This window comes from Bowmanella dokdonensis, from assembly GCF_017254865.1.
In the GTDB taxonomy this organism is placed as follows: domain Bacteria; phylum Pseudomonadota; class Gammaproteobacteria; order Enterobacterales; family Alteromonadaceae; genus Bowmanella; species Bowmanella dokdonensis.
In genome coordinates, this window is record NZ_JAFKCV010000004.1 from 342,839 (window position 1) to 367,732 (window position 24,894).

22 protein-coding genes are annotated in these 24,894 nt (G+C 55.5%); 13 read left to right on the forward strand and 9 right to left on the reverse strand.

The window, feature by feature from the left end; all coding sequences use genetic code 11:
• Positions 1-81: 81 nt before the first annotated feature.
• The 4 genes from J0A66_RS09610 to J0A66_RS09625 all read left to right on the forward strand — a co-directional run bounded on the left by J0A66_RS09610 (position 82) and on the right by J0A66_RS09625 (position 6,403).
• On the forward strand, positions 82-1,257 hold the full coding sequence (locus J0A66_RS09610; protein WP_206573581.1) for an efflux RND transporter periplasmic adaptor subunit: 1,176 nt from the start codon (positions 82-84) through the stop codon (positions 1,255-1,257).
• Between the two features lie 3 nt (positions 1,258-1,260).
• Positions 1,261-4,404, forward strand: coding sequence for an efflux RND transporter permease subunit (locus tag J0A66_RS09615; protein WP_206573582.1), 3,144 nt, complete (start codon positions 1,261-1,263; stop codon positions 4,402-4,404).
• Positions 4,405-4,481: 77 nt separating this feature from the next.
• A complete protein-coding gene (gene pyrC, locus J0A66_RS09620; RefSeq protein WP_206573583.1) occupies positions 4,482-5,519 on the forward strand; it encodes a dihydroorotase in 1,038 nt (345 codons plus the stop codon).
• Positions 5,519-6,403, forward strand: coding sequence for a substrate-binding periplasmic protein (locus J0A66_RS09625; protein ID WP_206573584.1), 885 nt, complete (start codon positions 5,519-5,521; stop codon positions 6,401-6,403). The genes pyrC and J0A66_RS09625 overlap by 1 nt, the downstream gene beginning before the upstream one ends.
• A gap of 37 nt (positions 6,404-6,440) precedes the next feature.
• Here J0A66_RS09625 and J0A66_RS09630 read toward each other — a convergent pair whose 3' ends face one another.
• Positions 6,441-7,262, reverse strand: a complete 822-nt coding sequence (locus tag J0A66_RS09630; RefSeq protein ID WP_338143878.1) for an ion transporter — start codon at positions 7,260-7,262, stop codon at positions 6,441-6,443.
• Between the two features lie 148 nt (positions 7,263-7,410).
• Between J0A66_RS09630 and dbpA the strand changes: the two genes are divergently transcribed.
• The 4 genes from dbpA (at position 7,411) to J0A66_RS09650 (ending at position 12,716) form a co-directional block, all read left to right on the forward strand.
• Positions 7,411-8,787 (forward strand): ATP-dependent RNA helicase DbpA, encoded by a 1,377-nt coding sequence (gene dbpA / locus J0A66_RS09635; protein ID WP_206573586.1) that lies wholly within the window; start codon positions 7,411-7,413, stop codon positions 8,785-8,787.
• Positions 8,788-8,870: 83 nt separating this feature from the next.
• A complete protein-coding gene (locus J0A66_RS09640; RefSeq protein WP_206573587.1) occupies positions 8,871-10,700 on the forward strand; it encodes an ABC transporter ATP-binding protein in 1,830 nt (609 codons plus the stop codon).
• Between the two features lie 14 nt (positions 10,701-10,714).
• Complete coding sequence (locus J0A66_RS09645) at positions 10,715-11,116, forward strand: hypothetical protein (protein WP_206573588.1); 402 nt, start codon at positions 10,715-10,717, stop codon at positions 11,114-11,116.
• Positions 11,117-11,129: 13 nt separating this feature from the next.
• Positions 11,130-12,716, forward strand: coding sequence for a M28 family metallopeptidase (locus J0A66_RS09650; RefSeq protein ID WP_206573589.1), 1,587 nt, complete (start codon positions 11,130-11,132; stop codon positions 12,714-12,716).
• Between the two features lie 51 nt (positions 12,717-12,767).
• On the opposite strand, the gene J0A66_RS09655 is transcribed toward J0A66_RS09650, so the two are convergent.
• Complete coding sequence (locus tag J0A66_RS09655; RefSeq protein WP_206573590.1) at positions 12,768-13,244, reverse strand: nuclear transport factor 2 family protein; 477 nt, start codon at positions 13,242-13,244, stop codon at positions 12,768-12,770.
• Positions 13,245-13,675: 431 nt separating this feature from the next.
• Positions 13,676-14,335, reverse strand: coding sequence for a DUF2306 domain-containing protein (locus J0A66_RS09660; RefSeq protein WP_206573591.1), 660 nt, complete (start codon positions 14,333-14,335; stop codon positions 13,676-13,678).
• Positions 14,336-14,487: 152 nt separating this feature from the next.
• Between J0A66_RS09660 and J0A66_RS09665 the strand changes: the two genes are divergently transcribed.
• A complete protein-coding gene (locus J0A66_RS09665; protein WP_206573592.1) occupies positions 14,488-15,636 on the forward strand; it encodes a helix-turn-helix domain-containing protein in 1,149 nt (382 codons plus the stop codon).
• Between the two features lie 23 nt (positions 15,637-15,659).
• Here the strand turns inward: J0A66_RS09665 and J0A66_RS09670 are convergent, their stop codons facing one another.
• Complete coding sequence (locus J0A66_RS09670; protein ID WP_206573593.1) at positions 15,660-16,142, reverse strand: DUF3617 domain-containing protein; 483 nt, start codon at positions 16,140-16,142, stop codon at positions 15,660-15,662.
• A 286-nt stretch (positions 16,143-16,428) separates the two neighbouring features.
• On the opposite strand from J0A66_RS09670, the gene J0A66_RS09675 reads away from it, so the two are divergent.
• Genes J0A66_RS09675 through J0A66_RS09685 form a run of 3 tightly spaced genes read left to right on the forward strand, consistent with a single transcriptional unit; the run spans position 16,429 to position 18,881 of the window.
• Positions 16,429-16,878: a c-type cytochrome gene (locus J0A66_RS09675; protein ID WP_206573594.1), complete on the forward strand. Its 450-nt coding sequence runs from the start codon at positions 16,429-16,431 to the stop codon at positions 16,876-16,878.
• Positions 16,879-16,888: 10 nt separating this feature from the next.
• Positions 16,889-17,869, forward strand: a complete 981-nt coding sequence (locus tag J0A66_RS09680; protein ID WP_206573595.1) for a thiamine pyrophosphate-dependent dehydrogenase E1 component subunit alpha — start codon at positions 16,889-16,891, stop codon at positions 17,867-17,869.
• Between the two features lie 19 nt (positions 17,870-17,888).
• Positions 17,889-18,881, forward strand: coding sequence for an alpha-ketoacid dehydrogenase subunit beta (locus J0A66_RS09685; RefSeq protein WP_206573596.1), 993 nt, complete (start codon positions 17,889-17,891; stop codon positions 18,879-18,881).
• 23 nt (positions 18,882-18,904) lie between these two features.
• Here J0A66_RS09685 and J0A66_RS09690 read toward each other — a convergent pair whose 3' ends face one another.
• From J0A66_RS09690 to J0A66_RS09710, 5 genes are all read right to left on the reverse strand, one after another.
• A complete protein-coding gene (locus J0A66_RS09690; RefSeq protein WP_206573597.1) occupies positions 18,905-20,257 on the reverse strand; it encodes a GAF domain-containing protein in 1,353 nt (450 codons plus the stop codon).
• Entirely contained in the window at positions 20,254-20,763 is a 510-nt protein-coding gene (locus J0A66_RS09695) for a hypothetical protein (RefSeq protein WP_206573598.1), read from the reverse strand. Before J0A66_RS09695 ends, J0A66_RS09690 begins: the two co-directional genes overlap by 4 nt.
• 153 nt (positions 20,764-20,916) lie before the next feature.
• Positions 20,917-22,146 (reverse strand): hypothetical protein, encoded by a 1,230-nt coding sequence (locus tag J0A66_RS09700; RefSeq protein WP_206573599.1) that lies wholly within the window; start codon positions 22,144-22,146, stop codon positions 20,917-20,919.
• 14 nt (positions 22,147-22,160) lie between these two features.
• On the reverse strand, positions 22,161-22,742 hold the full coding sequence (locus J0A66_RS09705) for a DUF4412 domain-containing protein (protein ID WP_206573600.1): 582 nt from the start codon (positions 22,740-22,742) through the stop codon (positions 22,161-22,163).
• Between the two features lie 21 nt (positions 22,743-22,763).
• Positions 22,764-23,438 (reverse strand): hemerythrin domain-containing protein, encoded by a 675-nt coding sequence (locus J0A66_RS09710; RefSeq protein ID WP_206573601.1) that lies wholly within the window; start codon positions 23,436-23,438, stop codon positions 22,764-22,766.
• Between the two features lie 297 nt (positions 23,439-23,735).
• Here J0A66_RS09710 and J0A66_RS09715 point away from each other — a divergent pair, with 297 nt between their 5' ends.
• Positions 23,736-24,893 carry a tetratricopeptide repeat protein gene (locus tag J0A66_RS09715; protein WP_206573602.1) on the forward strand — a complete coding sequence of 386 codons (1,158 nt, stop codon included), beginning with the start codon at positions 23,736-23,738 and terminating at the stop codon, positions 24,891-24,893.
• Position 24,894: the final 1 nt, after the last annotated feature.

Below are 24,894 nucleotides of genomic sequence, written 5' to 3' on the forward strand. Positions count from 1 at the left end.
CACAAGATCTGTGCCCGGCAAATTCATCGCCCAGAGACTAAGGTTGAATACTGGATTTGAGGAAAGCAGACAGGAGTATACATGCAATGGCCCCGCCACTGGCGTGGGCGGCAATCTGGTAGTGTGCCGGCCCCGGCCCGTATTGGCAAAGGAATAAAAAGCCACAGCAGGCAATGGACAATGTTGCTTGGCCTGTGGTCTGTCCTGGCAACTGGTCAACCCATCGGGGTGGAAGCCGTGGTGGCGCAAAGCCGCCCCATCTTTGAGGACGTACCGATCAGTGGCACTTTGACCTCTCCCCAGGTATCCCTCTTGTCAGCCCAGGTTGAGGGCCTGGTCAGCGAGGTGCGTACCGATGCGGGGGATACCGTCGTGGCCGGTCAAAGCCTGCTTATACTGGATACCGAACTCAGCGAAATCGCACTGCAGGCGGCCAAAGCCAGAGTGGAAAGTGCCAGACAGACCTGGCTGGACAGCCAGCGGCGATTCCAGGAGGCACAGTCCCTGATCAATCAGCAAAGCATTGCCCAAAGCGAGGTCGACGCCCTGGCCGCCCGCATGCGTATTGATGCTGCCATGCTGGAGGTGGCACAGGTGAACGCCCGTGATCAACAGGCCAGGCTCCACAGACATACCATCAAGGCGCCGTTTGACGGCGTGGTCAGCCGCCGCCTTATCGACGTAGGTGAATGGGTGGCGCCGGGCACGGCTATGCTGGAACTGGTGGGGCAAAGTCAGCTATGGGCCGATTATCAGGTACCCCAACGATTTTATCCCCAGGTGGGTCCGCAGACCCGTTTGCGGCTCAGGTTTGATGCATTGCCAGGACAGATCCTGGACAAGCCCATGCATGCTAAGGTACCGCAGAGTCGCAGCAACGGACGAACCTTCCTGCTGCGGGTTGCCATAGACCCGAAGCAGTACCCTGAATTGATCCCCGGGATGTCAGCCTCAGCGAATCTGAGGCTGGATCTGCACAGACAGAGTCTGGTGATACCCAGGGATGCGCTGATCCGCTACCCGGATGGCCGAATCAGTGTCTGGGTCAGTCAGCAACAGACTAAATGGGGGCAAACCTCGAAGGTCACCGAACAACTGGTGGAGACAGGCATCAACTTCGGCGAATCGGTGGAGGTGACCCGGGGCCTCAACGCCGGTCAGCAGGTGATTGTGCGGGGTAACGAAGCCCTGCAAGAGGGTCAGCAAGTCAGGTTAGAACAGGCAAAATTCCTGAAGCCTAAGGAAAGCAGGCCCTAACTTATGTTTCAGGCTATCGTTCGCCACGGCATTCTGGTGACAGTGATCGTGTTGATCATTGCGGTACTGGGGATCCTGGCCGCGTTGCGTATTCCGGTGCAGATGATCCCGGACCTGGAAGTGCGCATTATCACGGTGCAGACCAGTTGGCCCGGCGCCACCCCTCAGGATATCGAGAAGGAGATTCTCATTGAGCAGGAGGAGTTCCTGCGCAACATTCCCTATCTGCAGGAACTGAAATCCACCGCGACGCTGGGCGCTGCTGAGATAGAGCTGGAGTTTCCCTTTGGCGTGGATATTACCGAGACCCTGATTCGGGTCAATAATGCCCTGACCCAGGTGCCGTCGTATCCGGTGAATGTGGATGAGCCGCAAGTCTATGCCACCTCCTTTTCTTCCAATTCCTTCATGTATTTCCGGGTGTCTCCCCTTAAGGGCAATCCGCGTAATCTGGATATGGATATGATGCGTGACTTTATCGAGGACAAAGTCCGTACAAGCATGTCCAGAGTCCCGGGGGTGGCAGATGTGAATGTAGGCGGAGGCGCCAGGCGGCAGGTTCAAATCCGCCTGGATCCGGAACGGTTGGCCGCCAAAGGACTGACCCTAAGCCAGGTACGCAGTGCCATCACCCAGCGCAACCGGGACATCTCTGCCGGGGAAATACAAAGCGGCAAGCGACGCTATCTGCTGCGTACTTTGGGCCGCTTCGAGGATTTGCAGGAGATTCGTCAGCTTATCGTCAGCCGCCAGGGTGACAGCCTGGTACGCTTGGGTGATGTGGCCGAGGTGGTGCTGGATCATTTTAAGATTCGAGAGGCCTCCTATGTTAACGGCCAGCCGGTTATCAGCCTGTCGGTGCGCAGGGAAAGCGGCTCCAACGTAATAGCCATCAAGGGTGCCATGATGGAGGAGGTTGGGCGCATTAACCGGCAGATGCTGGAGCCGCGCGGCATGGAACTGGAACTGCCCGCCGATGACGTGGTGTATGTGGAGGACTCGGTCTTCAATGTCTGGAAAAACCTGATCCTCGGCGCGCTGCTGGCAACCGGCATCATGTACCTGTTTCTGCGTTCCTTCAGGGCGACTGCCCTGGGTGTGGTGGGGATCCCGGTATGCACTATTGCTGCTTTTCTCGGTCTGTTGCTGGCCGGTCGCACTATTAATGTCATCTCCCTGGCGGGGGTCGCTTTTGCGATTGGCATGACGCTGGACAACAGCATAGTCGTGCTGGAAAGCATCGAGCTTGAACGTCGCCGGGGACTGAACAGGCTTAAGTCGGCGGTGGCCGGTGTCCAAAAGGTCTGGCCCGCAGTGCTGGCGTCCACTCTCACCACTGTGATGGTATTCCTGCCGGTGGTCTTTATCGAAGAAGAGGCCGGCCAACTCTATTCGGATGTGGCCATTGCCATCTCTTCTTCCATCCTGGTGTCGATGCTGGTGGCCATTACGGTGATCCCTACCGCCAGCGCACGGCTGAAGTTCGACAGCACCAGTCTTGCCGACAAGGGCAACGAACAGTCCCCCCCGATACTAAAGACGATCCACGCCCTGGTGGAAACGCCCCGGCGGCGTCTGACGACCATCGGTCTGACGGTCGTTATCAGTGCTGCCATTGTGCTGTTTCTGACTCCGCCAGCCGAATACCTGCCGGAAGGGGAAGAGCCCAAAACCTTCGCCACCATGAGCGCCCCGCCCGGCTATAACCTTCAAACCATGCAGCAGATAGGCGAGGAACTGACGGAGTATTTTATGCCCTTTGTGGGCGACGACCCGGACAGGTTTGCCAGGGGGGAGGTTCAGGTGCCGGCCATGGCGTATCTAAACTTAAGCATCTCACCGCAGAGTCTGCGCATCATTACTCAGTCCATCGACCCGGGACATATTGACGAGCTGATGCAGGCTATTGTGGAAAAGTATGAGTCTCACCCGGGTATGCGCGCCTTTGCCGCCCGTGGCTCCATTATCACCAGCAATGACGGCGGTACCCGCAGTGTGAACCTGGATATTGCCGGTCCGAATCTGGCCGATCTGTACCAGGTGGCCAGAATTGCCTACGAGCGGGCCGGGCAGATCTTCGATAATCCCAGAATTCAGTCCAATCCCTCCAGCCTGTCGCTGGCCCAACCCCTGTTGCAGATAAGACCGGACTGGGACCGGCTGGCCGAGGTGCAGATGAGCGCCGAGGATATCGGCTTTGCTGTGGCAGCTCTTACCGACGGGGCGTTCGTCAATGAGTTTTTCATGGGTGACGACAAGATAGACATGTATCTGTACAACCAGACGGGGCCGGGGGCGGACATTCAGACTTTGCGGAATATCCAGATTCAGACACCCTCGGGGCAAGTGCTTCCCCTGACGGATCTGGCAGATATTGAGGAGACAGTGGATACCAGTACCATCCGCAGGGTGGACGGCCAGCGTACCGTGACCCTGAATATTATTCCGCCTCGTTCAACGGCACTGGAAACAGGGGTGGCCAGGGTCAATGAGCAACTGGTGGAGCAGATGCGCCAGCAGGGCCAGATCCCTGTCGGTGTGGATTTGAGTATCTCGGGTGCGGCAGATCAACTGGATGCCACTCGTGAAGCCCTTGGCAGCAATTATCTGGTGGCGTTGGTGATCATCTATCTGCTGATGGTGGCGATTTTCAGCCACTGGGGTTACCCACTGCTGATTATGACCAGCATCCCGCTGGGGATTGCCGGTGGTATCGCCGGACTGGCGCTGCTGAATGGTCTGGGTGGGCTGCTGGCGTGGCTGGAACTGGCCGAGTTGCACCAGCCCTTTGACATGATTTCCATGCTCGGATTTCTGATCCTGATGGGGACGGTGGTCAATAACCCCATACTCATTGTGCACCGCGCCATTGATAACGTTAAACAGGAAGGGATGGCGGCTGTGGAAGCAGTACAGGAGGCAGTGGGCTCCCGCCTGCGGCCCATTGCCATTTCTTCCATCACCACCATCTTCGGACTGGCGCCGCTGGTATTTCTGCCCGGTGCGGGCAGCGAGTTGTACAGGGGAGTCGGGGTCATAGTCATGGCTGGCATAGTCGGCGCCACACTGGTGACCCTGACCATGCTGCCGGCCCTGACGGTGTCCGTACTCCAGTGGCAGGAAAGGCGGAACCGGAAACGACAATAGACCGGGGCTAAAAAGCCATTCAGGGCTCTGCGGATTTCTGCAATAATAAATATGACTTTAATCAGGCTGAGGACGCCATGACAGAACTGACTATCACCGCCCCGGACGACTGGCACCTGCATTTTCGCGACGGCGACATCTTAAAAGAAACCGTGGCGGCCACCGCCCGCTGTTTCCGCCGGGCCATTGTCATGCCCAACCTGGTTCCGCCGGTGACCAATGCGCAGATGATCCGTGAATATGAAGCGCGCATTCTCGAAGCCAGACCCTTTGGCAGCGAGTTCAAGCCATTGATGACCCTGTACCTCACCAATACCACCAGCGCCGAAGATATTCATCAGGCCAAGGCGGCCGGTGCCGTAGCGGCTAAGCTGTATCCCGCCGGCGCCACCACCAACTCGGCCGCGGCGGTGTCGGCGCTGGACGCCCTGTTTCCTGTCTTTGCCGAAATGGCTGAACAGGGCATGCTGCTGCTGGTGCATGGCGAGGTCACGGATGCTGACATCGATATCTTCGACCGGGAAAAGGTCTTTATTGACAGGCATCTGAGCCGTATCGTCGAGGCATTCCCTAATCTGAAAGTGGTACTTGAACATATTACCACCGCCGAGGCTGCCCATTTCGTGCGAGATGCCTCAGATAAGGTGGCGGCCACCATTACGCCCCAGCATCTGATGCTCAATCGCAACGACTTGCTGGTAGGCGGCATACGTCCACACAACTACTGCCTGCCTGTACTTAAGCGCAATACCCACCAGCAGGTGCTCAGGGAGATGGTGGCCAGCGGTTCGAGCAAATTCTTTCTCGGTACCGATTCGGCGCCCCATGAAAAGCACCGTAAGGAATCCGCCTGCGGCTGTGCCGGTTGCTACAGCGCCTGGAGCGCCCTTGAGCTTTATGCACAGGTATTTGAGGAGCTGGGTTGTATCGACAAACTGGAAGGCTTCGCCAGCCACTACGGCGCAGATTTCTACGGCCTGCCGCGCAACAGCGACACGCTTACACTGGTCAGGGATCCCTGGCAGATCCCTGAGCAGATCATCCTGCCCAATGGTAATCCCATTGTGCCCTTCCACGCCGGGCAGATGGTCAACTGGAAGCTCAAACAGGACTGATGTTGAGAACCCCATGCTGGTTAGTTTTCGGCTTACTGGCGGCCAGCGCGCTCGCCGGGGAACCGGGTGCCCAACAGCCGCCCCCGCTGACCATACTGACTCACCAGGAGCCTCCCTTTGTTTATCACGACGAGGAGGGCAAACTGACGGGCTATGCGGTGGAGCTGGTCCGGGGCATCCAGTCTGAAACAGGGGACGAGACCCCCATTTTGCTCAATCCTTGGGCGCGGATCTATTTTCGCGCCACCTCCGAACCAAATGTACTGCTGTTTTCCCTGGTGCGTAATGCCGATCGGGAGTCAACATTTCACTGGATCACGCCCATTACCCGTAACCTGCACGGGCTGTTTGCCGATCGCGATCTGCACTTAGAGATTCAAAGCCTTAAGGATCTGGAAAAACTCCCCGCCATCGGCGTACAGCGGGGGGATTTTCGCGAGCAACTTCTGATTGAGGCGGGTCTGACCAACCTGGTCTCCTATACCACCTGGCCGCAGGCGCTAGGGGCATTACTCAAGGGGCGGGTCAGTGCATTGTTTTTTTCGGCTGCTGGCATCGACTATTACTGCAAGGAGTTACAGGAAAATTGCAGTAATATCGTGAATATCTACCAGCATGAAGTGGTGGCTACCTACCTGGCTTTGTCCCGCCAGGGCACCAGCGACGAACTGGTCAGACAGTGGAAACAGGCTGCAGAAGATTATAAAGCCAGCGAAGACTTCGCTAAAATGGCCGGTGACTGGGTAAACAGATACCGCAAAGAGCTGGGTTTTCCGCTGCATTTGGGCGACGGCGCCCTGAATTTCTGGGTCAAACCCAGGGCTGGCACTCCTGCCGCTTCAATCCGCTCTGCTCACCCCGATCAATCTGGTTCCCTGAACTAGCTTGCAGATAGCCTCTTTGTGTCTGTGTGGTGACGTTTTAATGCTGGGGTTTATTCAGTTTATCCATCAAAGCCTGGATCTGTGCCTGCAGGGCCTGGATATCAGCCTGGCTGGCGGGTTTGGGTTCATCGGCCTGCTCTTGTTCATGCATCGTCTGCATGGCGTCCACTATGATACCGATAAACAGGTTGAGCACGGCAAAGCTGGTGATGATGATAAAAGGCAGGAAGAACAGCCAGGACCAGGGAAAAAGGTCCATGGTGGGCCTGACGATGCCCATGGACCAACTTTCCAGGGTCATCACCTGAAACAGGGTATAGGCCGATGCGCCTATGCTGCCGAACCATTCCTGCATATTGGCGTCAGGGTGATGGCCAAAGAGTTTGGTGACCAGTACCGCAGAGATATAGAAAATGATCCCCAGCACCCCCACCACCGAGCCCATGCCGGGCAGTGAGTGGCCCAGCGCCCCTATAACCCGGCGCATCTGCGGTACCACTGAGAACAGACGCATGACCCGCAGGATGCGGAATGCCCGCATAACCGCAAAGGGTCCACTGGCCGGAAGCCAGGAAAGACTGACGATGACCAAATCAAACCAGTTCCAGCCGCCACGGAAAAACTGGCGGCCATAAACCAGCAGCTTGGCCAGTAGTTCCAGGGTAAAGACGCACAGGATCAGCGTATCCACAATATGCAGGGCATGGATATTGGCCTGTCCCCAGTTGGTGGTTTCCAGGCCGAGGGTGACAGCGTTGATTAGAATCAGGGCGATAATGGCCTGGCTGAACCAGCGGGTTTCGATGAGGGACTGTAAACGAACCTGCCAACTTGGGGGGACGGTCTCTTGAAGCTCCACGGTTTCTCCTGATAGGGCAAAGACGAGGTTATCTGAGCCCGGTTTTGGGGGCAATCCGGCATAAAACAAGATGACTGATAGAATTATTCGGGTCCGCTTGGGTGGCAAATACGTTAGAATGCCAGCCATTTGAATTGCCGGGTTTTTTATGAGCACCGCGTTTTCCTCTTTGTCATTGCCACCAGCCCTGCTGAGCAACCTGAGCGACCTGGGCTACCAGCAGATGACTGAAATCCAGACAGCCAGCCTGCCCCTCATGCTGGCGGGTAAAGATGTGATTGCCCAGGCCAAGACCGGCAGCGGTAAGACGGTAGCTTTTGGCATTGGTCTGCTCAGTCGCCTGCAGGTGGACGATTTTACCACCCAGGCCCTGGTACTCTGTCCCACCCGGGAACTGGCCGAGCAGGTCAGTGGTGAGCTGCGTAAGCTGGCCAGGTTCCAGGCCAACATCAAAGTGTTGGCCCTGTACGGCGGTGTGCCTATGGCCAGTCAGGTTGCGTCTTTAGCCCACGGGTCCCAGATTGTGGTGGGCACGCCGGGCCGGGTCCGTGACCTGTTGTCGCGGCGTCATCTGGATCTCAGCCGCCTGAGCACACTGGTGCTGGATGAGGCAGACCGCATGCTGGAGATGGGCTTTGCCGAAGATTTGGCTGCGATCATAGGAACGGCTCCCAGGCAACGCCAGACCCTGCTGTTTTCAGCCACCTTTGCCGAGGACATCCAGCGTATCAGCGCCGATATTCAGCGTGAACCCCAGCGCGTGACAGTGAAAGCGGTGCATGATCAGCAACAAATCAGTCAGTTTTTCTATGAAGTAGCGGAAGAGAGGCGCGCCCATGCCCTGCGTTGCCTGCTGACGCACTTCGAGCCGGACTCGGCCATGGTGTTTTGCAATACCCGGGCGGAATGCCAGGCAGTAGCCGATGACCTGGCGGAAAAAGGCTTTGCTGCCCAGGCCCTGCATGGGGAATTGGAGCAAAGGGAACGCCAGGAAGTGCTGGTGCAATTCGCCCAACGCAGTATTGCCGTGCTGGTGGCCACCGATGTGGCTGCCAGGGGACTGGATATCAAGGAGGTGGATGCGGTGATCAACTACCATGTGGCCCAGGATCCACAGGCCCACGTACATCGTATCGGCCGCACCGGGCGAGCCGGACACAAGGGGCTGGCCCTGACTCTTTGTTCCCCCGCAGAGGCCGGCAGGGCTGCTGCCATCGAAGAATTCCAGCAGCAAAAACCGGTCTGGAGTGACATAGAGCGCATTCGCTTTAAGAACGGCGCCATTAAGGACCCCCTGTACAGGACCCTCTGTATTGATGGTGGACGCAAGGACAAAGTCCGCAAAGGTGACGTCCTTGGTGCCCTGACCAAGGATGCAGGCATTGATGGGGCTGATGTGGGCCAGATAGACATCATGGACAATCACACTTATGTGGCTGTCAAGCTGCGCAGCGTCAAACGGACCCTGGCTTATTTGCGTGAGGGAAAAATAAAGGGCCGGAGGTTCCGCGCCCGTAAACTTTGATGGTGGGCATAGGTGTTTCAGGACCAGCCTGCCTGACAACTGACAACTGACAACTGACAACTGACAACTGACAAGGGAACTAGATGTTTGGATTTTTTGAACGGCTGGTAAGGGCTTTTCCCGCAGAAGAACCCGGTCAGCCCCCTAAAAGCCTGCTGGCCTTCTGCCTGTATTACTCCCGGGGCATGAAACGGGCGCTGATCGGCCTGTCGCTGCTAAGCGCCCTGATTGCCGTATTGGAAGTCAGCCTGTTCGGTTATCTGGGCAAGCTGGTGGACTGGTTTGCCACCCGCGATCCGGCCACCTTCCTGCAGGAGGAGCAGACCAGCCTGTTATGGATGGGGTCTGTCATCCTGATCTTTCTACCCCTGGCGGTAATACTCCATTCCCTGATCAACCACCAGACCCTGCTGGGTAATTTCCCCATGCGGATCCGCTGGCAGGCCCATCGCTATCTGCTTGGCCAGAGCCTGGGTTTTTTCCAGAATGAGTTTGCCGGCCGGGTCGCCACCAAGGTTATGCAGACCGCCCTGTCGGTGCGCGAGACGGTGCGCAAGCTGCTGGACCTGATGGTGTATGTGACGGTCTATTTTGCCAGCGTGTTCGTGATGGTGGCAGCCATCGACTGGCGCCTGGCCATCCCCCTGGCAGTCTGGTTTGTGGTCTATGTGGCCATACTCAGGTTGTTGTTACCCAGACTCAAACAGGTCTCACAGAGACAGGCCGATGCGCGTTCGGCCATGACCGGCCGAATCGTCGACAGCTATACCAATATCACCACCGTCAAGCTGTTTGCCCACACCAACCGCGAGACCCAGTACGCCAGGGAGAGCATGGACGATTTTCTCGGCACCGTGTATCCGCAGATGCGTCTGGTAACAGTGCTCAATGGCTGTGTGTGGTTCAGCAATGCGCTGTTGATCTTCTCTATCAGCGCCCTGGCTATCTACCTGTGGCTAAACAGCCTGGCCACGCCGGGCAATATCGCCGTGGCCGTCAGCCTGAGTTTGCGCCTCAACGGTATGTCCCAGTGGATTATGTGGGAAGTGTCAGGTTTATTTGAAAACATCGGTACGGTACAGGACGGTATGAACACCCTGTCTGTCCCGGTGGCCGTGCAGGACCAGTCCGGTGCCAGGGCCATGCAGGTCAGAGGCGGTGAGATCCATTTCAGCCAGGTGAATTTTGCCTATGACAACCGTAACCGGGTGTTTGAGGATCTGAATATCCATATCCGTCCCGGCGAAAAGGTTGGCCTGGTGGGGCGATCAGGCGCCGGTAAGTCCACCCTGGTCAATCTTTTGCTGCGTTTCTATGATGTGCAGTCCGGTAAAATCCTGATCGATGGCCAGGATATCCGGGCCGTTTCCCAGGAAAGCCTGCGCGAGAAGATCAGCATGGTCACCCAGGATACCTCCTTGCTGCACCGTTCGGTGCGGGACAACATTTTGTATGGGCGACTGGATGCCAGTGAGGAAGACATGCTGGTGGCAGCCCGGCAGGCAGAGGCCCATGATTTTATCCAGAACCTCTCCGATTTGCAGGGACGTAGCGGCTATGAGGCCCATGTGGGTGAGCGGGGCGTTAAGCTGTCCGGCGGGCAGCGCCAGCGTATCGCCATCGCCCGGGTGATGCTCAAGGATGCCCCTATTCTGATTCTGGATGAGGCCACATCGGCCCTCGATTCGGAAGTGGAAGTGGCTATCCAGGAATGCCTGAACAAGATTATGCAGAACAAAACCGTACTGGCCATTGCCCACCGGCTCTCCACCATCGCCGCCATGGACAGGCTACTGGTACTGGATGAGGGGCGGATTGTGGAGTCGGGTACCCACGCTGAATTGCTTAAGCTAAACGGTATCTATGCCAAGTTATGGGCTCATCAGACCGGCGGTTTTCTTGGGTTGGAGTGAAAGGAGCACAGCTTATGTCTTGGAGAGAATTCAGGCCTCACGGTCATGTCAGCTTCAGCCTGGATGGACGGATATTGACCATTGAGGCCGAAGGTCCGGGCAATGCTGAACTGATCCACGAATACCAGCAGCATATGCAGGCCTACCGCCAGCAGTTACAGGGAGCTGCCTGGGCCAGCCTGGTCATATTCAACGGCGAGTCCCTGCTCACCCCGGATGCCATTCAACTGGTGGATGAGGCGGTTCAGACCAATCGCCACTATGGTATGGTAGCAACAGCAGTGGTGGTGACAGACGCCAGTTGCCGCACCCTGGTGCGACAGTTGTGGAGCAGTATCTACTGCCAGGCAGGGACGGTGCACCAGTTCTTCGATACCCCTGAGCAGGCCAGGCAATGGCTGCTCGAAAAGCTCTGATTGAGGAGAAAAGATGAGAACCCTTATTAACGGACTTTTATTGTCGGCAAGTCTGACGTTGCCGGTGTTGGCTGATCCACCGGCTTTTTCCGAGCAGCAGTACAAAGAATATGTAAGAACGGTGGCGTCTGATGAATTTGAGGGACGAGGACCAATGTCACCGGGAGAGGAAAAGACTATCCAGTATCTGGTGCAGGAGCTGAAGAAGCTGGGCGTTGGGCCCGGCTACCATGGCGACTATGTGCAAAACGTGCCGATGGCCGGCATTGCGGCTTCCCAGGATATGCAGTTAAAGCTTGGCGAGCTTACTTTTGAGCCGGGCAGGGATTTTGTCTCCCGTACCTTGCAGATGGCCAATCGGACAGAGCTTAAGGACTCAGAGGTGATTTTTGTCGGCTACGGCATCCACGCCCCCGAGTATGGCTGGAACGACTATGAGGGCCTTGATGTTAAGGGCAAGACCCTGCTGATGCTGGTCAATGACCCGGGCTACGCCACCCAGGATCCAGAGGTCTTTCGCGGGAACGCCATGACCTATTATGGTCGTTGGACCTACAAGTATGAGGAAGCCATCCGCCGTGGCGCCGACGGGGTCTTTATCATTCACGAAACCGGCGCTGCGGGCTATCCCTGGTCGGTGGTTGAATCGGGGGCCACCGGCACCAAGTTTGCGCTGGTGGATGACAGCGGTAATGCCAATGAGCTGGAAGCCATGGGGTGGATCCAGACCGAAGCAACCCAGAGGCTGTTCGGCCATCTGGGGTTGGATTTCGACAAGCTCAGGACTGCCGCGGCCCAGCCAGGCTTTAAGCCGGTTAAGCTGGGTATTAAAGCTGACCTGTCCACCCAGTTCTGGAACAAGATGGGCGAAAGCCGCAATGTAGTGGGACTGATCCCGGGCAGCAGCAGGGCAGACGAATACATTGTGCTGTCGGCCCACTGGGACGGTTTTGGCAAGAAAGTTGGCGTCAAGGGCGACAATATCTTCAATGCGGCGGTGGACAACGCCACCGGTGTCGCCGGGGTGCTGGAGCTGGCCCGCATGCTGCAAAGCCGGGATAAGCCTCTGGAGCGCTCGGTGATCCTGGCGTTTTTCACCGCCGAGGAAACCGGTCTTCTCGGCGCTTTTGCCTTTGCCAACCAGCCGCCTGTGCCGACCAACAAGATGGTGGCCCTGTTTAATATAGACAGTATGAATATGACCGGCCCCTCTGACCATGTGCTGCTATATGGTAAAGGCTTACAGGAGCTCGAGGACTGGCTGGCTGAGGCGGCAGCAAAGCAGGATCGTACGGTCAAACCTGACAGCCAGCCGCAAAATGGCCTGTTTTTCCGTTCCGATCACTTCGCCCTGGCGCAAAAAGGCGTACCGGGCCTGTTGTTTATGGATCTGGGCAGCAGTGACCCTGACTATATCGCCAACCGCTACCACAAGCCCAGCGACGAGTTTCTGGAGAGTTGGCAGTACGGCGGGGTAAAGCAGGATCTGACCCTGATCTACCGTCTGACGGAAAAACTGGGTAACTCAGATGCCTGGCCGAAGTGGAAGGCTGGGGCCGAGTTTAAGCAGATCCGTGAAGATGACTTGGCTGCACGCTGAAATTGATCCGCAACCAACCCGCCATTGAGGCGGGTTGGTCGCTTTTCTTGATTACACCTTTGGCACAGTGGCATTGTCCCAGTGCTCAACAATTTTCCCTTCTTTCACCCGGAACATATCAAACCAGGTGGTGGTGTAGCTCTTTCCTGCCTGATTCGGTACCGGCAGTTCGCGGCGAAAAGACAAAATAACCTTATCTCCCTCGGCAACGATAGATACCAGGTTGTCTATTTCGGCTTTGACCGGCTGCTGTTCGAAGCGGCTGAAAAATTCGATAAAGGCTTTTCGGCCATTGGCAAGATTGGGATTATGTTGGATATAGTCCTCAGCCAGGTAGTCCGCTGCTTTGCGCATATCCCGGGTCTGAAATACCTGACGCCAGAATTCAAACACCAGACGTTTGTTCTCCTGCAACTGAACTTGATCGCTCTCAAGCAGGCTGATTTGATCCGGATGCAAGGCGACAGGCTCCTGTGCCAGAGAAATATTGCAGAACAGAGCAAGCAAAACGAAGAGCAAACGAAACATTATAAAGTCCTTGTATGGGTATTGTTCACTTTGCGGACCGATATCATCAGAAGTTGATTTCCCCTTATCTGTCATTTGCAGAAAAATCAGGACTAACTGCACGAGGGCGTTTTAATCTAGGGCGTGTTTATCTTTCATATTGATGTTCTGCTGGAGGCCATTTTTTTGCCCAGCGAGGAAGAGGAAGTGCGGCTTAGTTGGCCTGAATAAGCGACTGACCAAAGGGAATGGAACCCATTGGAACAGCGAAGCTGGCCGCTTGTCGGCGAGTATCAAGGATGATACGAGTAAGAATGGCCCCAGCCCGACCGGTTGAGGCTAAAAATCCCTCACTCTGCGCTGCTCCCAACTTGTATAGATGGCTAAACGGCATTACTCGCGCCTTGATTGAGGGGTTTTTAGCTCTTAACAGAGACCAATATGAAAGATAATCACGTCCTTGGCTGGACGAATAGTTTTAACAGCCATAACACGATCACCAGTAAAATGATCTTATCAGGCAATTCCAGCCAGGCAGACTCCTGCAGGGCTTGGGGAAGTATGCCGGCCCCTTGTCCAATAAAAGAACCTACCGCAATAAACAGGGCAAATCCCATGCGCCACAAATGACGGGCCAGGCGCTGTGCCGGGTTCAACCCCTTCTTAACCAGCAGGCGAATATCCAGCAGGCAGCAGACAAGGGCGATAACGGCAAAGAACAGATAAGCGTCCAGTGAAAAGCCGTCTATCTGGTTTTGTCCGGCCTGCCAGGCCTGCCAGACCAGATAAGCCCCGCTAAAACTGATAGTTGCTGAAGCAACAGGATTCAGGTACTGGCGGTGGCTGAGGGTATTAGGTGCATCTTTCACCGACCACAGAGAGCTAAGTACCAGGTATGTCGTCAGGGCGCCGGCCAGCACCGAGATGGCCATGGGTTTGATAATTGCCAGTGCAATGCCGCTCAGTGCCATCAGCAACATGGTCAGTACAAAGCCTTTACCCGCCTTTCTGTGCAAAATACTGCCCTTTTTGACCAGCAAGGCAGTGAGTCCGGCTATGACTGCCACACTGCCAGTGGCGACATGTCCCCACAAGATACCTTGAAATTCCATCCTACTTTCCTTTTGTTTACCTTAGGAGTCAGTGTGGGGTGGTGGAGACCTTTTTTCGTCCGCGACTATAAGCGCGGACAAAATTGTTGCCGCTTCAGAGTCGGATTCGAATACACTCAGCAGGGTCTTAAGCGAATAACGGGAAACGTTGGATGCCTGAACTGGTGTTATCCATGATGAGCCTGGGAATCGTTGGTTTTGCCATCCACCTGCTGCTGTTCAGGGCTGGGCAGGAAGCCCACTTGCAACCCCTGATACTGGCGCTTGGCGCCCTGGGACTGATCGCCTGCGGTCCGCTGGCGTTTAAGCTCGGCCAGGTCTCCACTTATCTTTATATCGCCATCATACCAGTGGCATTCCTGATACTTTCGCCGAGTCTGTGGCTTTACACGGTGGCCGTGACGGCCCGTTCCACCTGGACTTTCAGATGGCAGTATGCAGCGCATTTCGCACCGGCGGTGGCCGGCCTGTTATTGGGCTTAATGTTGCTGCAATTACCCCTGGAGGAGCGGGAGTTGCTGTTTTTTTCTGAGCAGGATGCATCGGAAGGCATGCCATTGCTGATAGCTATCCTGCTGTTTTGTCTGTTACTTTTTTGGTTAGTGCAAAGTGCCGTTTACCTCGTCGCCATTGTCGGCCGTACTCTGACATACCACCGTTGGTTACAACAGGTCTTTTCCGAAACTCGCGCCCGGTCCCTTGGCTGGTTATTTTGGGTGGTGGGTATGGTGGTGATCTTATGGCTATGGTCGCTGCTGGCCTTGTTGCAGCCTGCAGCCCTGCCGAAAGAGTGGCTAAATGAGGCAACTGGGTTTTTGCTGCTGTTGCTGATGGTTTGGATTGCATCGTTTTATGGCCTTGCTCAGCAACCCGGTTTTACTGATCTTGATGATAAAACGGAACTGACTGAAATTCTGGATGGCAATGATGGTCGTTACCAGCGGTCAGCCCTGGGAGAGGACCAGGCCAGGCGGATTGCCGACAAACTGCAGCAAGCCTGCTACGGGGAGTCCCTGTACCTTGAGGCAGACCTGACCCTGCCAAAACTGGCCAGCCATATTGGGGTATCGGCCAACTATCTGTCGCAAACCCTGAACCAGACTCTTGGGATGTCGTTTTTCGACTATATCAATCAGGCCAGGGTGGAGGCGGCCAAGCAGAAGCTGTTGGCCAGAGAGGGTAATGTTCTGGATGTGGCCATGGCGGTGGGATTTAATGCCCGCTCGTCCTTTTATAAAGCCTTTAAAGCCAGCACCGGCATGACGCCGGGGCAGTTTCAGAAACAGCATCCACATTCCTGAGTGCAGGGAGGGCAGAAGGATGGTTATTCCTGTCCCTGGTCTTCCTCATAGACGGGTTCTTCGTCTTCAGGCCAGTCTTCCTCGTAGCTTTCAGGCTCCTCCATCTCGCATTCACCTGCGTATTCGCTGTCCGAATAGATAATATAGGTTCCTCGCTCGCTGGCGATTTTAGCGCTGAACCTGACTTTGGTGTCGGAGAGAATGTCCAGGGTGGCCTCGCCGCTGCCATCAACACAGGAAAGACGGGCTTTAATCTGCTTGCGGCTGCGCTGATACTCAGGCGGCTCACAGTCTGATTCCTCTTCGATGTCGAACGGATTGGATTCCATCCAATCTTCGGCCAGGCATTCTTCATCATTGCCTTCATGCATCAGTTTGCCTTCGGCATCGTGCATCCGGGTATGGGATTTCCACAACTGCCCCTGTTCGCCCGCCTCCAGTTGGACAGACGTAGCGGTCAATATGGCCAGAGCAAGGGACACTCCGACAATTCTAAAAGCACACATAAATGACTCCGTGGAGATTAAAAGCGCGCAGTATAAAGAGGGGAGTGTCTGGCGAACAGCCGCATAGGTATCACTTAAGAAAGTTTTAAGGTTCCGCTGACAGGCTCACCCGCCCCGGACTTTGCTGGCCTGGTAAGGTTAAGTATTTATGAGCCTTGTCATACCGATCATTTAGCGATCTGCCACTGTAGCAGCAGATAAACTTTGTCCATCATTACGATGGAGAGCATAAAATGAAACTCAAACCTTTACTCAGGGCCTGTTATCTGCCCTATTATCAGCCAGTGTGTCTGTCCCTGCCATGGCGGACGAATCCAACTCACAGCAGATAGCGCGCGGGCGCTACCTGGCCATTACCGCCGGTTGCAATGACTGCCATACGGATGGCTACATGCCGACTGCCGGCCAGGTACCTGAAGCGAGCTGGTTTACCGGCAGCGCCATAGGTTTCCAGGGGCCCTGGGGTACCAGCTATCCGAGTAACCTGCGTCTGCTGGTTCATAACCTCAATGAGGAACAGTGGCTGGAGCGGACCCGTCAGCCGATGCGCCCACCCATGCCCTGGTTTAACCTGCAGACTATGACTGAGCAGGACTTGCTCTCCTTATATCAGTACCTGAGAAGCCTGGGTCCAGCCGGGGAAATGGCCCCTGCTGCGGTGGCTCCAGGCGGAGAGGTCAACACGCCTTACTTTGATTTCACCCCTAGAAACCTGCCAGTTACGGCTGACAAATAAGGTTTCTAGCATGCATACATCTCAATATCAGATGGCGGAGCCGACAGACAAATCTCTGCAATGGCTTGAGCAGATGCAACTGATCCGCACCTATGAATTGCACCTGGCGGCCATGCAGAGCAAGGGCGTGCCAGGCACCTGCACCAGCGTCGGTCAGGAGGCCTGTGCAGTGGGGGTGATGGCAGCGCTGGATAAACGCGACCGCATACTGACCAACCATCGCAGCGCCGCTCACCTTTTGGCCCGCGGAGCCTCCCCGGGTCGACTGCTGGCTGAGGTACTGGGGCGGATAGACGGCTATTGTGGCGGCTTTAGCGGCAGTTTGCATATATCGGCCAAAGAGCTCGGAGTGATACTGACCTCCACCATAGTGGGAGGGGAATTATCCATGGCACCGGGTGTGGCACTGGCGCAAAAGATGGGCCAGGGAGAGGCTGGCGGCATAGTGACGGTGTTTTTTGGTGATGGAGCGGCCTGTGAGGGCATCTTCCACGAGGCCCTGAATCTGGCCGTACAATGGCAGTTGCCATTGCTATTTGTGTGTGAGAACAACCAGTGGCAGGCGTTTGTGCACCGGCTGGAAACCATGCCGGACAACGCCATCATCAACTGGGCCAGGGGTCACGGCTTGATGGTGGATACGGTGGACGGCAATGATGTGCATGCTGTTTTCGAGTCAGCCACTCAAGCGGTTTCAGCCATCCGCTCAGACAGCATGCCCCGTTTCCTGGAACTTTGCACCTATCGTCAGCGAGGTCACTTTGAGCCTGATGATCAGGCCTATGTGGATAGACAGGAACTGGCCCACTGGCTTGAGCGTGACCCGATCAAAAGGCTCTGTCAGCGCCTGCTGCAACAGGGCATGCTGACCCAACAGAGTCTGAACAATATGCAACAGGCCATTGATGAGCAAATCCAGGCTGCCCAGGCGTTTGCCGATGCCAGCCCCTGGCCCGATGCCGCCATGTTGACCCGCCATGTCTATGCCTGAGGTTAGGAGTAACGAAAGTATGGAAATGATGACAGTTGAACAGGCTATCTACCAGGCGCTGGCCGAGGAAATGCAGCGGGACAACAGGGTAATCGCCATGGGGGAGGGGATTGCTACCAAGCAATTGCAACTGGTTGAGGCTTTTGGCAAAGAGCGGGTACGCAACACACCCCTGGCCGAAGCTGTGGTAGCCGGTACCGCCGTCGGCGCCGCCGCCAGTGGCCTGCGTCCGGTGATAGATATGCTGTTTGCCCCTTTTCTGAGCTATGCCATGGATGCGCTGGTCAACAGCGCTGGAAAATTACGGCAGATATCAGGAGGACAATTCGAGTTTCCATTGGTGACCCTGGCGATGACCGGCAGCGGCTGGTGTGTGGGTGGTCAGCATAACCACAACCTGGAAGCAGCTTTTGTGCATATGCCCGGCCTCAAAGTCTTGATGCCCTCGACACCGGCCGACTTCAAAGGCTTGCTGAAATCCGCCATCCGCGACAATAACCCGGTGCTGCTGTTTACTGATTTGGGTCTGTTACACAGCCAGGGCGAGGTGCCCCGGGACACGGACTACCTGGTGCCGTTGGCTAAGGCGGCCATTCGGCGTATCGGAACGGATGTTACCCTGGTCAGTTATGCCAAGACGGTGGCCGTTTGCGAGCTGGCTGCCACACAGTTGGCTGAGCAGGGCATCGAAGCCGAGGTCATCGATCTGCGCTGTCTCAAACCCCTGGATGAGACGACAGTGCTGGCATCGGTGCGCAAGACCGGGCGGCTGGTCTGTGTGCATGAAGCCAGCGGTTTATGCGGGATGGCCGCCGAATTGTCGGCGCTGGTAGCAGAAAAAGCATTCGAATCGCTGCGCGCGCCGGTAATGCGGGTCACCGGGGCGGATGCCACACCGCCTGCATCCTGGATGTTGGAACAGGTCGGTGTGCCCAGTGTGCAGAATATTATGGGAGCCGTGATAGACCAGGTAGCCATCAAAACGATGCCGGCAGCGTACCGGCTCTCCTGACAGGATCCTTTGTCCCAGCCGGCTTAGTCGGACTGGGACAGCGTCAGGGGCCGTTTTACCAGCAGGCGGAACTTGCCGCGTCCGGATTTCTCAATTTGAATATGCTCGCTGCGCTCCTGCAAACGTCGTGACAACAGCAGCAGCCTGGCATCCAGGTTGTCGCTGATATCCGGTAGGGGCAGATCGGCATCCAGACGAAGCTCACGGTTGCTGAAATCACACCTGCCTTTGTGCTGGTGGACGTTGAGCAGATGCCAGAGTATCGCTCCGGCCACCCCTTTGATCAGATACTCTTCATCCATGAACAGGCTGTGATCACGGGCAAAATACCGGACTTTCAGGGCAGGTCCCGAACCTGGTTGCGGGCAGGGTTTAGCGGGACTGGCCTCCATGTTTTGACCGCCCTGGGTTTGCAGTTGCAACAGGCCCATGGCTTCGCCAACTTTGGCACATAAGGTCACCAGGGCATCTTCCATGTCATAACCAAACTGACAGGGCTGAGGGCTTTCCACATAAAGCACGGCCATCAGTTTGCCGTTACACATCAGCGGCACAGCCATCTGGCTGCCTGGGGAGGGCAGACCGGGCATGGGAATAGCGGCCTCCAGTTCACAGACCAGGCCATCTTTGATCGCCTGCTCACGTACGGTCCTGGAATATTCATATTCAGAAGCGGCGAACATAATTCGGATGGGCACCTGTTCCCTTGCGGCTACGCCTACCACTCCCGTCCCCAGGGGAATTTCCGCCCCAATGCCTGAATGACTGTAACCGCGGCTTGCCAGGGTATAAAGCCGGTTCCCGGCTCTGTCCAGCATCAGCAGCATGCTGTGACGGATATCAAAATAGCGGTCAAGAGAATCCAGCAGGCTGTCCACCAGGTGCTCCAATGAGCAGTATCGGTTGATAGCATCCACGCAGCGGCGCAGGTTAGGAAGAATGGGGGGCCCATATTGTGTGGAGGGTAACTCCCGGCCCGGCAGATGCTCGATGTTCAGAACCCGGTAAACGTCGGCGCCGCGTAACACAAACACTCCTTCCATACCTTCATGGCTTGCGATCCCGGCCAGTTTGGCGCGCATCTTTTCAAACAGGGGGCCGCTGGTCTCCGTTCTCAGATAATGCACCGTCAGCCGGTAACGGGCTGCCGTATCGGGATCCATCATCAGCACCGAGGCGATGGGATTGGCGAGGATATTCTCACGAGTCTTGTTGAAAAACTGGAAGGAGAGGGCGATATGGTAGGGATCCATATACATGGCCTGGGAGACCAGGGTTACATTGGGCATGCCATCCAGGCCGCAGGTGGCCACCCCACTTGGCACCAGCCCCTCCAGGCAGTGACGGATTGACTCCAGGCTAAGCATTCTGTTCATGGCAGCGGGGCTCCCGGAGGCAGGCGGCGTCCGGCTTCCGCCCCTGGCGACTGCTGATAGATACTCATAGGGGCAAAACTGACGGCCAGCATGTCGTCGGGTTCACAGGCGCACAGAGTATGGATATAGATTTCCTTTACGCCGTAGATCTTAAGTCGTTCGCTGAAACCCTGCAGGTAGGCGGGCAGACTTGCCTTGTCCTGTTCAGTGGCGGGCTCAATTCTGGCGTCGGTGCCTTTAAATTGTACGGTCCTGTGGGTTTCCGGTTGGTTGAACACGGCAGCGACAGAGTTGTTCCTGCCGATGGCGCGAACCAGCGGTTCGCTCTGTGAGCGGGGGGCCAGCACAGTGATGCGATCCCGGTTGTCGCTGACCCTGCAACCAATGCCTCTTACCAAGGTGACCTGAAGCTGATCATTGGCGGCTGCCATGTGAATGGACAGATGACTGGTGATAAAGGCCACCATAGCCGGATCCAGAGTCTGCACTGAGGGTTGCGGAGGCATGTCGATTCCCTGATTAAAAAGTCGGCGAATTATCCTCCAACTTTCCAAGACAGGGAATCGGCAAAGATGCAGATTACTAATTTGTTACAACTTGCCTGATTTCGGTTACGCCGCTGTAGCGAATCGATACGAATCTCTCTCTTGTTGAAAGGATTACAGTCCCAATTCGTCCATCAGTTGCTCGGCATCCTGATTCTGGCCGCCCTGTTGCAGCTTTTTCTGCAGCTCCAGCGCCTGTTGCTGCAGGGCACGGATCTGATCGGGATTGTTCATCAGTTGCTGATACTGGCTTATGTCCGGCATCTGCATTTGGCTGGCTTGCTGTTGCGCCTGTCGGTCCGCCAGTTCGCTGGCCTGCTCCTCCTTCTGCCAGTTACCCGCCAGACGGAAATAGTCTGCCGCCAGACGGGGCCGGTTCGCGGACAGGGCAGTGTCCCCCAATTGCTCAGCCTGTTGCAATATATGGTTCAGAGCGGGCTCGTCGTCCATTGCACGGTACAGGTTCATGGCTTCACTGAGCAGTTCAGGCACCTGACTGTAGCGGCTCAGCCTTTTTGCCAAATCTTTTTTAGCCTGAAAAATCTTGTCCTGCTGCAATTGTGCCTGCTGTGGATCCCGAAGCAGGTAGTGCCAGGCACCAGCGTCACTTAGGTGGTTTTTGACTTTACTGAGAGGATCTTGTGGCCAGCGGGCCTGGAGCTGACCGGCTTGTTGCTGCAGACTCAAGACCTTTTGCATATCAGTGCCGGCCTCTTGCTGTAATCTGAACAGATTCAGTCTGTCCTCCAAATAGGCATCCGGCAGGGTGCCGGGCAGGCTTTCCAGTAACCGGCCGATCTGTTCGACCGGCAGTTTGTTGGCATAGGCCTGATGGGCAGGGTCCATCCTGTACTGACCTGTGATGGCCAGTCGGGTCTTGTTATTGGCCTGAAATGATTCCAGTTCCCGGCCACTGAAATGGCTGATGGCCAGCTCGGCCAATTGCCGGTTTTGGGGCGTTGTCTTTAAAGCCTGAATCAACATCCGGTCTGCGTCGGCAAAGTGTCCCCCCAACTCGTACCACTGGAAGGCGCCGGGCTGGTCTGGCGTAAGGCTAAACCATTGGCCGGCATTTTCCGCTTGCTGGCCTTGAGCCTTGCCAAGCGGGGCGGCTAACCTGGCTGCCTGGGCGCCTATCTGTTGGCTGTCAGTGCAAAGGTAACCCTGGGCAAGATGGAGCGCTTGCATGGCAGGCCAGTATAATTGCTTTTGCGACAGCGTCTGGCCTTGTTGCAGATGCTGGCTGGCCTGCTCCGGTGTCAAATCAGCCGCACAACTGGCCTGTGCCTGGCGGGCCAGGGTTAATAGGGCGACCAGGAAAACAAGGTAAAAGCTTGGTTTCATGCTGTGTTACTCACTTAAAATCCGGGCATGCCGGGCATTTTGTTGTAACCGGACGGCAGTTCGAACAAATCAGGATCCTGGGTACCTGTCTCAATGTCCTTGAGCGTCATACTGATGCGCTGCTTGCTTTTACCCTCCACTGAGACAAAGTCCATTTTGACTGGAATATTCTGCTGGTTAAACCAGATAAAACCGCCGCCACTTTTATCCTTCATCAACAGTTTGTACTTATTGGTGGGCTGGCCGTCCAGACTCTCCTCCCCAACCAACTCTATCTGTACATCCTCAGGCGGCTGCCCGGACATTTCCTGCCCCTTGCTCAGGCTTATTTGCGAGTACATTTTCATCATCGGCATCAGTTGCCAGGCCAGTTGTTTGTCAGGACGCTGGATTAAAACCATTTGCATGCCCTCCATATCCATCTCAACCCGCTCTTTGCCCTTGCTGTGGTATAGAGTCTGGGAAAACTGTCCAGCTTCGGACTGAATCACTCGTGTTGCCTTATAGTCGGTCTCTGCCACCGGCAGGGGGGCGGCCGTCAAGCTCAGGCAGGTTAACAAGCCAATCAGGCCGGTGAAGATATGCTTACTGTTCATCTGATTTTTCCTCAAGGTATGTCAGGCAGCCAACCCAAGCACTTTGCTGAGCTTTTGCCACTGACTGTCTGGTAGTTGGGGTTTAAGTCCATCCAGCAATTCCTGAAACAGCTTTGCCGGCATCTGAGCCCTCAGGGAGGCGATTAACTGGTGTCGCTCAGTAAAGCTGATGCTGGTCAGTATCATCAGAGTAAGACGTAACCTGAGTGGCGGAGCGATGGCCGCCACCAGATTCTGCTCCAATTGATGGATTTCAGCATCACTGCACTTATCCCAGAGCAACTGGGCATTGTGCAGTTCTTCCACCTGCATATGCTCGAAATTTTCCGCAATGAACTGAGCCAGCGCCCTGTAAAGCTGCAACAGGGCAGTAGGACGATGGGCGGGATAGAATTGCCGGATCTGGCTGATCAGACCCCGCAGTTTGCGCATCCCATATTCGTGCTCCTGATGATCATGAATCGTACTGAGCTGCAAATTGGGATACTCGTGGCAGATAGCCTGGTGGATAAACTGGTTTTCATGGTTCAGGTGGGCCTGGCAGAGATCCAGAAGATCTTCGACGTGGAGCAATTGCTGTTCGATCTCCTGCTCGTCAGTATCATCCAACTGACCCAAACCGGTCAGCACCTGACACATCCTGTTTCGCAATGCTTTATGGATCAGGGTGTAAATATTGTATCGGCTTTGCTGCATGATAAGACCCTTCTGATATTCCTGAATCTATTCTAGGCAGTTGCAGGCTGACAGACCGGTAAGACATGACTAAGGCAATACTAAAAGTTTCTTAAGCAGGCTTCTTTTTGTTAACGCGTTGTGAAACTCTTAAGTTGAAAGGCGGGTCCTAATTCAGCAAGGGGAGGTTGATCAATCAAATTGCTATAAGATCTGTTTCGGTCGATACGCCAGCTTACATTTTGGCGGGATATCCGGTCTTGTTGGTCTGCCTGCCGAAGTCTACTGTAATAGTATCTGTTTCGCTGGAGAGGCCTTATGAAACATACCGCCATTCTGTTGTCAGCGTTTTGTCTGATGATCCTGGCCGGGTGTGCCAGTACCACTCAGAAACTGGTCGACAACCCAAATCTGCATTTTGCCGATCAGGCGTTCCCTGGTTTCCGGCAGGTGGAGATTGAAAGCGAAGAGGAAGTTTTTGCGCTGGATGATTACATGCGCGACTTTGTCGACAAGCATACCTTCAGGGTCGAGGATCCCAAACAGCGGATCAAGAAGTTGGTTGCGGGTATCTTTGATCGTTCCCATATGAATCTGCTCTATGTAAGCGACGCCAACACCAGCGCCCGTGATACCTTTCACAATCGATCAGCCAATTGCCTGTCCATGTCCATCATGACCTATGCCCTGGCAGATTACGCGGGTATGGATGTGTCGTTTCAGGATGTGCAAGTGCCGGAGTTCTGGACCCGTCGTGGTGGCTTTAGCCTGATGAATGGCCATATCAACCTGCGGGTGATGCCCCGTAACGAGCATAATACGACTTACGTCCGTAAAGGGGGCATGGAGGTAGACTTTGATCCGATGATCTTCAAGGTCCGCTTTCCCAGTGAGGGGATAAGTAAGCGCCGGGTACTGGCAATGTACTACAACAACAAGGCCGCAGATTTTCTGGTCAGGCAGAATTATGCAGCGGCCTATGCTTACGTGAGGAGCGCCCTGGTCGCTGAGCCGAATCTGAGTGAAGCCTGGGTTAACCTGGGGGTATTGTACCGGCACAACGAAATGCTGGACGAAGCGGAAGGCGTCTACAACCTGGCCATCAGTATCAACGATAACCGCAGCGCACAGGAAAACCTGGCGTTTGTGTATCGGATGACCGGACGGGATGAGCAGGCTGAGGCCATCATGGCGTACCTGCAAACGAAACGAACCAGTAACCCCTTTTATCACTATATGCTGGGGCAGGAGGAACTGGACCAGAAGCACTATCAGGACGCCATAGAACACTTTCGCGAGGCGATCCGCCTGAATCGCAATCAACATGAATTCTACTATGCTCTGGCCAAGACGTACTATCAGATGGGTGATCTGGTGGCCACAGAAAGGTATCTGCGGCTGGCCAAGCGCCGGGCAATATTCGACCAGGACGAAGATCGCTATCAGAACAAGATCAACCTGCTGACCCAACTCTAGC

Excerpts from the sequence above, each read along its gene's own strand:
- J0A66_RS09610 (WP_206573581.1), top strand. The coding sequence starts at position 82 with ATGCAATGGCCCCGCCACTGGCGTGGGCGGCAATCTGGTAGTGTGCCG.
- J0A66_RS09615 (WP_206573582.1), top strand. The coding sequence starts at position 1,261 with ATGTTTCAGGCTATCGTTCGCCACGGCATTCTGGTGACAGTGATCGTG.
- pyrC (WP_206573583.1), top strand. The coding sequence starts at position 4,482 with ATGACAGAACTGACTATCACCGCCCCGGACGACTGGCACCTGCATTTT.
- J0A66_RS09625 (WP_206573584.1), top strand. The coding sequence starts at position 5,519 with ATGTTGAGAACCCCATGCTGGTTAGTTTTCGGCTTACTGGCGGCCAGC.
- dbpA (WP_206573586.1), top strand. The coding sequence starts at position 7,411 with ATGAGCACCGCGTTTTCCTCTTTGTCATTGCCACCAGCCCTGCTGAGC.
- J0A66_RS09640 (WP_206573587.1), top strand. The coding sequence starts at position 8,871 with ATGTTTGGATTTTTTGAACGGCTGGTAAGGGCTTTTCCCGCAGAAGAA.
- J0A66_RS09645 (WP_206573588.1), top strand. The coding sequence starts at position 10,715 with ATGTCTTGGAGAGAATTCAGGCCTCACGGTCATGTCAGCTTCAGCCTG.
- J0A66_RS09650 (WP_206573589.1), top strand. The coding sequence starts at position 11,130 with ATGAGAACCCTTATTAACGGACTTTTATTGTCGGCAAGTCTGACGTTG.
- J0A66_RS09655 (WP_206573590.1), bottom strand. The coding sequence starts at position 13,244 with ATGTTTCGTTTGCTCTTCGTTTTGCTTGCTCTGTTCTGCAATATTTCT.
- J0A66_RS09660 (WP_206573591.1), bottom strand. The coding sequence starts at position 14,335 with ATGGAATTTCAAGGTATCTTGTGGGGACATGTCGCCACTGGCAGTGTG.
- J0A66_RS09665 (WP_206573592.1), top strand. The coding sequence starts at position 14,488 with ATGCCTGAACTGGTGTTATCCATGATGAGCCTGGGAATCGTTGGTTTT.
- J0A66_RS09670 (WP_206573593.1), bottom strand. The coding sequence starts at position 16,142 with ATGTGTGCTTTTAGAATTGTCGGAGTGTCCCTTGCTCTGGCCATATTG.
- J0A66_RS09680 (WP_206573595.1), top strand. The coding sequence starts at position 16,889 with ATGCATACATCTCAATATCAGATGGCGGAGCCGACAGACAAATCTCTG.
- J0A66_RS09685 (WP_206573596.1), top strand. The coding sequence starts at position 17,889 with ATGGAAATGATGACAGTTGAACAGGCTATCTACCAGGCGCTGGCCGAG.
- J0A66_RS09690 (WP_206573597.1), bottom strand. The coding sequence starts at position 20,257 with ATGAACAGAATGCTTAGCCTGGAGTCAATCCGTCACTGCCTGGAGGGG.
- J0A66_RS09695 (WP_206573598.1), bottom strand. The coding sequence starts at position 20,763 with ATGCCTCCGCAACCCTCAGTGCAGACTCTGGATCCGGCTATGGTGGCC.
- J0A66_RS09700 (WP_206573599.1), bottom strand. The coding sequence starts at position 22,146 with ATGAAACCAAGCTTTTACCTTGTTTTCCTGGTCGCCCTATTAACCCTG.
- J0A66_RS09705 (WP_206573600.1), bottom strand. The coding sequence starts at position 22,742 with ATGAACAGTAAGCATATCTTCACCGGCCTGATTGGCTTGTTAACCTGC.
- J0A66_RS09710 (WP_206573601.1), bottom strand. The coding sequence starts at position 23,438 with ATGCAGCAAAGCCGATACAATATTTACACCCTGATCCATAAAGCATTG.
- J0A66_RS09715 (WP_206573602.1), top strand. The coding sequence starts at position 23,736 with ATGAAACATACCGCCATTCTGTTGTCAGCGTTTTGTCTGATGATCCTG.